Genomic DNA, 8,830 nt, shown 5'->3' with positions numbered 1-8,830 from the left:
AAGAGCTCAAAACTGTAGGTAAAGGCTATAGAACTTTTACCAACTTTAGAAGTGCAATCCTCTTTTTCCACGGAGGATTAAACTTATATCCCCACTAACTTAAGGGTAGAACCTCTTTTTGATGAATTTCCAACTACAAAATCAACTGATTTATTCCCCTCAAAGGATTTTACTAAAATATTAATGACATTTTTTCGATCCTGTTCTGTGAATTTTCTCATGATTCAGACTATTAAAATTTAACTGAGTTGCGAGGTTAAATGCATCCATTTTGGATGATTCTGATAAGAATCTCCGAAAGGGCAAGTAGGTATTTGTGGAAAAAATTCGTCAGAATTTGTGTCACAAATACACAACTTGCAAGGAACACGCAAAGGACTTCAATCCTCTTTTCCATTCATTCTCTCCGTAAAAAATGGAAAGACAACCCTTCAACACTTGCTAAACTCACATGGTACCCAAAACCTGCAAAGAGGTATAGATTTTTAAGTAGGAAATCTTACTCTCAACCTCAAAAACCTGAATTATAAATATTCACATATCCATATATATAAATATCTAGATAAACATATAGCTATATATCCACACTCAGAAGCATATAACTATATAGATATACAGGAACACCAATAATCACTTATCTAAATACACTTATAAGTATATATTTGTGGTAAATCCAACTCTTTTAAATCGGAAAAAGGAAGGAAGTTAGAACCCTCTAATGTTTCCAAATTTACATGTAACCTACTGATTTCATGAATTTTGTAAATTATGAAAGTAGAGAATGATCAGGTTTAAGTAAGCACCCGAAATGGAAAATATGTGAAAGGCTGATGGACTATTCCGTTTGAATATATCCATAACTATAAATATATGGTTTTGCGATATTTTAAAAAAATAAAAATCTAGGTTTGAGTTTAAAGCGAACGACAGATGACTGAAAATCAATGCTTAAAAATTATCAGGAAATTTCTGAAAGTCACTCAAATCGACTTTGGGGCTTCTTTGGGATTGACTCAAGCCGGATACTCAGACCTAGAAAGAGGTAAAAACCGGATCTCTGGAAAAATCAAGATCCTTCTGAAAAACGAACATAACATCAATTTAAGATGGTTGGAAACTGGTGAAGGTGAAATATTTGTAGCTACCATTGAAGACAAGGGATTTGAATCAGGCGAGTTTGCCAACGAACAGAACTTGTTTGAAAACCTTCAATCAGAAATTGAAAGACTTAAAAAGGTAATTATTTGACTTTCAGTTGGAAACGACCGCTGCAGTGAACTGGTCAAATCAAAGAATCTCATCATAGAGAATCTGAATACGCAAATGGCCAGAAAGTAAATACCTTTTTTTATGCATTGATGTTTTCACATCTTCATTCTTAATCCTAATGCTATGCAAACAATCTCCATAATGAATCACAAAGGAGGAACGGGCAAAACCACTTCTTCCATTAATAATGGTGCAGGTCTGGCCAAGAAAGGTCACAAAGTACTATTACTGGATATTGACTCAAAGGCAAACTTAACCGAAGGATTAGGTATAGAAGATGCCCGCCATCTCCGTTTACGACTCCATAAGGGAAAATAAAAAATTGCCCATTCTCAACATTTCAGAAAATTTGGACTTGGTTCCTTCCTCGATTGATCTTTTGGGAGCGGAAATGGAAATTGTATCCAAAATTGGTAAAGAGCAAATCCTTCATAAATTACTCAAACCTGTCCGGTCAAAATATGATTATATTATCATAGACTGCCCTCCGTCTGTTGGACTTTTGACAGTGAATGCTATGGTTGCAAGTGACACCATACTATTACCACTTCAAGGAGAATACTTTGCATACAAAAGAGTGGATCGACTTCTTGGAATTGTCAAAGAGGTCCGGGAAAATCTCAATGACACCTTAGACATCGGCGGGGTATTTATCACTCAAATCAACCCCAACCGAATACTGACCAAAACGATTGTGGAACAATTGATAGAGGATCTCCAAGAAAAAATGTTTGATACCAAAATCAGGATCAATGTCGCTCTGGCTGAAGCACAATTACAAGGCCAAAGTATATTTGAATATGCTCCAGAATCCAACGGAGCGAAGGATTATGAAATGCTGGTCGAAGAAATTTTTAGCAAATAAACTAAACACAAAATGGCTAAGAAGCTAAACGACCCGAGCAAGGACAATAAAAATCTAGGAACTTCAAAAAGAGGCCTAGGTATGCTGATCAACCCTGTACCAGAAACACCGCAAAAAGAAAAAGTTTCCAGTAAAGAATTCGACACTGAAGATGTAAAAATTTACTCCCTTCGAATCCCAACCCCTATGTTTGACAAACTCAAATATGAGATTGGTAGAGAAACTACGGCTTCAATGAGGGATATGATTTTGAAGGCGGCTTCGGAGCATTATGGGATTTAAAGAGTTATTACTTTTAATGGTAACAGTTGTGTATGGTGTGTTTCTTAATAGATTCCAATATTAGTTTTCTCTATTAAAATCCATTTATTAACAACCCATATATATTTAGAACCCCAACTTGTTCCAAACTCCTTACCCAATTCGCCTTCATTTATTGTGAATGGATTTTTAGTTTCGAAGTCAAACCAATAGCCATAAAAATTATTTCTCTCTTGCAAGTCGGAACAATTACAAGTTGAGGTACATATCTGTAAATTATAGGATCTAAACTCACTAAAAAATTCAATCACTTGATTCTTGGTGGGATTGAGCTCAGAAATAAAACCAATATCTTTAAATTCATTTTTATCGTATTTTCGAATATAACTTTCATCATTTTTACCAATCTCCTTTACTTACTAAAGACCTCTCACCTACTTAATAAGTAGGTACAGGTTTGGATGAATAACTAATAGAATATTTATGGTCATCAACCCATCTGGTAAAACCCATAAAACTGGGTACACAAAACAATCAGTAATCTGAAAAGGAAATTATTGAGAATAAATCACATGATCACTTTCAAGCACCTTCAGAACTACCTCATTGAGTTTATTTACAAGCAAATCGAACATATTTCGGAGATCGGTTATTTGACAGACTGATTATTACGGGAAATAACCCCTACGTGCATCAGTGCGATACACATTTATAAAAATCATTTAGTAAATAGAAAAATAAAATTATTAGTTAACTTTTTTTCTTGGTTCATTTTTTTTAAATCGCTTAAAAAGCATTTCATATAAAAATTAAATCATGTTGTGTTTTTAAACAATATATTTTTTCCAACAGTTTCTTTTTTACGATTTCATTCTCTATCATTAGGGGGGATCCTTAACTCTGGGAAAGATTTCCTTCTACTTAATCCCAAAGGTGAACCTACCGAAAGAGACAGGAATATTACCTGATGAAATTCAGCATTTGAAAAGGGTAATCGCTCCATTTAAAATCCTAAAATCGAGGCCTACCCCAAAACATTGAAGCGAGTTCAAATGGCTCCTCATAACTCTAATTATTTAAAGAATAGAACTACCCGAATTTTGGAATCTACAGAAATTAACCACGAAAACCTCTTTCAAAAAATGCCCGAGGGTGTCATCTATGAAGACGCTGAAGGACTGCCTATACAAATGAATCCTGCGGCAGAGAAGATGTTGGGATATACTTTAGCCCAAATCCGAGGAGATGAACCCGTTGACCCAAGATCTCATGCCATCCACTTGGATGGCTCAATCTATGAAATCGAGTCTCATGCTACATTGGTATCACTGCGTACTGGTCTTCCGGTGAACAATGAGATCATGGGGATTTACAACGTCGAGGAAAATAAGTACAAATGGATTTCCATGAATTCCACTCCGGAATTTAGAGCAGGCGAAGATAAACCTTATCGCGTATTTGCCACCATCAGAGATATCACAGAGCAGATAGAAGCTGAACGCAAACTGAAAGCACAATCAGAGTTGATGGAGCTTTTGGTTTTCACTTCTACTTCGTTCATCAACATTCCAGCAGATAAACTCCACGAAACGATCAATCTTTCACTTAAAAATTTGGGTGAATTCGTTAAGGCTGACCGGATGTATGTCTTTGATTACGATTGGGAAAAACAGATTTGTACGAATACCTATGAATGGTGTGCCGAAGGAATTGAACCACAAATCGACCTTTTAAAGGATGTTCCTCTGGAGGGATTGGAGGACTGGACAGAAAACCATAAGAAGGGAGAGTCAGTGTATGTGGAAAATGTTTCTTATTTAGATGAAAACGCCACATTAAGACAAATATTAGAGCCTCAAGGAATTATAAGTTTATTGGCCATGCCTGTCATGGACAACAGCTATTGTACTGGCTTTATAGGTCTGGATTCTGTCAGAAATCAACATACGTACAGTGAAAATGAGATCAATCTTCTAAGAATCTTTACGGGGATCCTTTCTAATGTTAAGAATAGGCTTGAAAGTGAAAGACAACTTAAAGAGCGAATCAAGGAACTCAGCTCCATCTATCGGATATCAAACCTTACAATTCAAAGCGATATTCCCGAAGATAACTTATTAGCAAAGATTCTAGAAATCATTCCGGAGGGTTTTTTTGAGCCCCAGATCACTAGTGCCAGAATAACTTTCCAAGGCAATGTTTTTGAATCTGTAGGATTCAAAAACAGTTCAAATTTCATACAGGAAAAAATCCATTTGAACTCTATTGAGGTTGGGTCAATAACAGTTTTTTTACCAGAAGACAACCATTTTCTTGTCGAGGAGCGTCGCTTAGTTCCGGGTATTTGTAATATTATCAGCAAGCATTTTGAATCAAAAATCAATCTTAAAGAATCCCAAAATAGTGAGCAACAACTCAAAAATTTGTTGAACACACAGACTAGCTATGTATTGCGGACTGATTTGATGGGAAGTCATACCTATTGGAATCAAAAATTTCAGGAAGAGTTTGGTTGGATTTATGGTGAGGATGGCTTGGATGGCGGCAATGCCCTACAATCCATCTGTGAATATCACCACGCTCGTACCCTCGATACTGTACAAAACTGCATCAAATTTCCCGGGAAAATTTTTCCGGTAGAATTGGATAAACCTGGAACGGGAGATGAAATTATAACTACACTCTGGGAATTTGTAGCGTTGGTGGATGATCAGGGAAATGCCTCCGAGATCCAGTGCATGGGAGTGAATATTACTGATCGAAAAAAAGCCGAAAATAAACTTCTTGAGAGTGAAAATCGATTAAGGGGATTACTGGAGTCTCAAACAAACTACGTTATTCGGACTAATTTAGATGGAATTTATACTTTTTGGAATTCTAAATATGAAGAGGACTTTAGGTACAAGTATCCCAATCAAGGATTAGAAGAAGTAAACTCTCTCGACTCCATCTGTGAATATGACAAGGAAAAGGCGCTCGCCATTGCAAAGAAATGCATAGCGTCTCCTTCAACAGTTTTTCAAGTAGAATTGGATAAAGAGACAAAATCCGGAAAGATTGTCACCACATTCTGGGACTTTATTTGTCTTACAGATTCCGAAGGAAATCCCTTCGAAATTCAATGTGTTGGTATAGATATCTCAGACAGAAAGCAAGCAGAGGAAAATTTAAAAGAAAGTGAAGAAAAGTACCGCTTCCTATTCGAAGAGTCTCCGGACGGATACCTCTTAATAGAAGACGGGAAGTTTGTGGACTGCAACCGAGCAGCAGAGAAAATGATTTTGGGAACCAAAGAGGATTTACTGGGAAAAAGTCCTACAGAAATTTCACCTACTTATCAGCCAAATGGAGAAAAATCATCCGGCTATGCAAAAAAACTAATTGATTTAGTGCTAGAAAAAGGCCATACCGAATTTGAATGGTTACACCAGAGAAAAGATGGCAGCGAATTTTTAGCTGAAATCAAGCTTTCCAAACTAGAGAAGAATGGGGAAGAAACCCTATTTACCTCTTGGAGAGACATTACCGAAAAGAGAAAAACTGAAATCGCCCTTTTGAAAAGTGAAGAAAGATTTAGGCAAATTTCAGAACATACAGGTTCTGTGATATGGGAAGTTGACCACAATGGACTTTTTACGTTTATGGGTCCGGTTGCCAAGAGGGTTTTTGGTTATGATCCGGAGGAAATTGTCGGTAAAAAATATTTCTGGGATATTTTCCCTGAAAATGAACGAGAAAGCCTTAAAAAAACAGGTTTAAAATACCTTCAAGAAGGAATTGAATTATTTGATTGGGAAAATCCTATACAGCGGAAAGATGGAAAAACGATTTGGGTATCCAGTTTTGGATCGGCCATTAGAGATGATAAGGGTAAAATCATAGGCTATCGAGGAGCAGATTATGATATCTCAGCACGAAAAATTGCCGAGGAGGAATTGCGTAAATTCCGAATCATTTCCGATCAAGCATCCTATGGAACGGTAATCACAGAATACAATACTAGGATAATTACTTATTGCAATGAAGCTTTTGCAAAAATGCACGGCTACACCATTGAGGAATTAATAGGTATGGAGATTTTCAATCTTCATACCTCCGAACAGCTGGATTATTATATTGCTAATATATACGCTGAATACCTAAAAAATAAGGAATACAGTATCAAAGAATTTGGGAGGAAGCGAAAGGACGGTTCAACATTCCCTGGCTTAACCACTGCAAAGCTTTTTTATGATGAGAGAGGAACCGCCCTGTTTAATGCTGCTACAGTAATCGATATTTCCGATCAAAAAATCATCGAAAAACAAATAAAAGACCAAAATCTAAGATTTAAAGCCATTGTGGATGCTATTCCCGATTTACTTTTCATTATGGATAAGGAGGGAAATTATTTAGAGTACTACAGTTCAAATCTTGAAAATTATATTGGACATTTTGAATACTTGGTAGGAAAAAACCTTAAGGAGGTATTTCCTGAAGAAAACTTGAAAATACATCAGGAGAAGTTGGAGGCCTGTTTTTTGGAAAACAGAATTAAAACCTATGAATACAGTGGAATTAGAGGATTTGAGAAACGGCATTTTGAATGTAGAATAATCCCTATGACAAACGATAAAGCATTAAGGTTTGTCAGAGAAATAACCGAACGAAAAAAGAACGAAAGCGAAATTCAAAAACTGACTTTAGCCATAGAACAAAGCCCGGTAGCGATCATAATTACAGACCAAGAAGGAAAACTTGAATACATGAGTCCCGCCTTTCTTCAAATGACAGGCTATACTTTTGAAGAATTGGATGGTCAACCCATAGGAATGATCAAATCCGGACTTACTGATCAAAAAATTTACGAAGACCTTTGGGAAACAATTAATTCAGGCAAGAATTGGCAGCACGAATGGATGAATAAAAGAAAGTCAGGAGAGCTGTATTGGGAGAATATCTCGATTACACCGATTCAGGATGAGGTAGGTCGAATCAACAATTTTTTGGCAGTAAAACAGGATATAACAGAGCGAAAAAAATACGAGGAAGAAATCATAAGTCTAAACCAAAATCTGGAGTTAAGAATTAATAATCGAACCAAAGAACTAGAGACCATAAATAAAGAATTAGAAATAGCCAGAAACCAAGCCGAATCAGCAAACCTTGCAAAAAGTGAATTTCTTTCCAGAATGAGTCACGAATTACGTACTCCCATGAATTCGATTTTAGGATTTGCCCAGCTCTTAGAGTTAACAAAATTAAATGTTTCGCAAAAAAAGAAGCTGGAGTACATTTTAAAAGGAGGAAACCACCTACTTCAATTGATAAATGAAGTTTTAGAAATTGCAAAAATTGAAGCAGGCAAAATCTCTATATCCCTAGAACAGGTTGAGTTAATTTCAACCATAAATGATGTGGTTGAATCAGTAGGTCCATTTGCTTTAAATAAAGCTATAAAAATTTCTTTCGAAAAAGCGTTTGGCAAAGAATGTTATGTATTAGCTGATTTACAAAGACTTAAACAAATATTAATCAATCTCCTTAATAATGCCATAAAGTATAACAGTGAAAGTGGAAATATTCACATCTCATTAGATAAGACTACTGGTGAAAATGGCACAAAACTTATCAAAATAAGTATTAAAGATGACGGAATAGGTATTTCAAAGGAAAACATACAAAAACTATTTAAACCATTTGAACGAGCAGGAAATGATAATTCCTCGATAGAAGGGACAGGTTTAGGCCTATCAGTAGTAGAGAAATTGACCAAATTGATGGATGGAAAAGTAGGTGTTATCAGTAAAGAAGGAGTTGGAAGTACATTCTGGATTGAATTACCTTATTTAGATACCGTTAGAGAAAAAATAACAATCCCAGTTCAAGAGACAGTTAATATTCAACAAGACTATAATCCCAAAGGTAAGCTGCTTTTAATAGAGGATAATATATCGAATGTCGAATTGATCAAAGAGTTACTTAAAAGCTTGAAACCCGAAAGTGAACTAATCACCACCATGTATGGTCTGGAATCTCTTCAATTGGCAAAACTTAATGACCCATCACTTATTCTTTTAGATCTTAATTTGCCGGATTTACATGGGGCAAAGGTATTGGACATGCTGAAATCGGATCCAGAAACAAGGAATATACCTGTAATCATTTTAAGTGCTGACGCAACTAAGAAACAAATGGATGAAATTCTGAAAAATGGAGCAATCCGATACTTAACCAAACCTTTTAATTTGGTTAATATGATTGGTATATTTAATTCATACCTAAAGTAAAAAAGCTTATTTCTCGTACTAAATAATAATCAAAGTATAAATTTTAATATGTATATCCGCAATCTTGCCAGTATGATTAAATCGAAGCAATAATGAGTCTGTCAAAGAGTTTTTGACCGAAATATCTTCTGTTGAGTTTGTAGCAAAACTCGTCCAGGTAATTCTG

General features: G+C 35.7%; 5 protein-coding genes and 1 pseudogene. All 6 read left to right on the top strand.

What is annotated here, in order from left to right; genetic code table 11:
- Positions 1-930 precede the first annotated feature (930 nt).
- The 6 genes and pseudogenes from P8O16_RS11455 (at position 931) to P8O16_RS11430 (ending at position 8,664) form a co-directional block, all read left to right on the top strand.
- The gene (locus P8O16_RS11455) at positions 931-1,248 is read left to right on the top strand and encodes a helix-turn-helix transcriptional regulator (RefSeq protein ID WP_300314816.1); all 318 of its coding nucleotides are present in this window, start codon (positions 931-933) and stop codon (positions 1,246-1,248) included.
- 144 nt (positions 1,249-1,392) lie between these two features.
- On the top strand, positions 1,393-1,587 hold the full coding sequence (locus tag P8O16_RS11450) for a ParA family protein (RefSeq protein WP_300314813.1): 195 nt from the start codon (positions 1,393-1,395) through the stop codon (positions 1,585-1,587).
- A gap of 4 nt (positions 1,588-1,591) precedes the next feature.
- Positions 1,592-2,134, top strand: a complete 543-nt coding sequence (locus tag P8O16_RS11445) for a ParA family protein (protein ID WP_300314810.1) — start codon at positions 1,592-1,594, stop codon at positions 2,132-2,134.
- A gap of 12 nt (positions 2,135-2,146) precedes the next feature.
- Positions 2,147-2,416, top strand: coding sequence for a hypothetical protein (locus P8O16_RS11440; RefSeq protein ID WP_300314807.1), 270 nt, complete (start codon positions 2,147-2,149; stop codon positions 2,414-2,416).
- A gap of 497 nt (positions 2,417-2,913) precedes the next feature.
- Positions 2,914-3,110 (top strand): annotated as a pseudogene (locus P8O16_RS11435) (IS1595 family transposase); the annotation flags it as partial.
- 322 nt (positions 3,111-3,432) lie between these two features.
- Positions 3,433-8,664, top strand: coding sequence for a PAS domain S-box protein (locus P8O16_RS11430; RefSeq protein WP_300314804.1), 5,232 nt, complete (start codon positions 3,433-3,435; stop codon positions 8,662-8,664).
- The last annotated feature ends 166 nt before the right edge of the window (positions 8,665-8,830 follow it).

The sequence above is a fragment of the Algoriphagus sp. genome, from assembly GCF_029254265.1.
Taxonomy (GTDB): domain Bacteria; phylum Bacteroidota; class Bacteroidia; order Cytophagales; family Cyclobacteriaceae; genus Algoriphagus.
The sequence above is the reverse complement of the archived record's forward strand: the minus strand, read 5'-3'. Positions and strand labels throughout refer to the sequence as shown.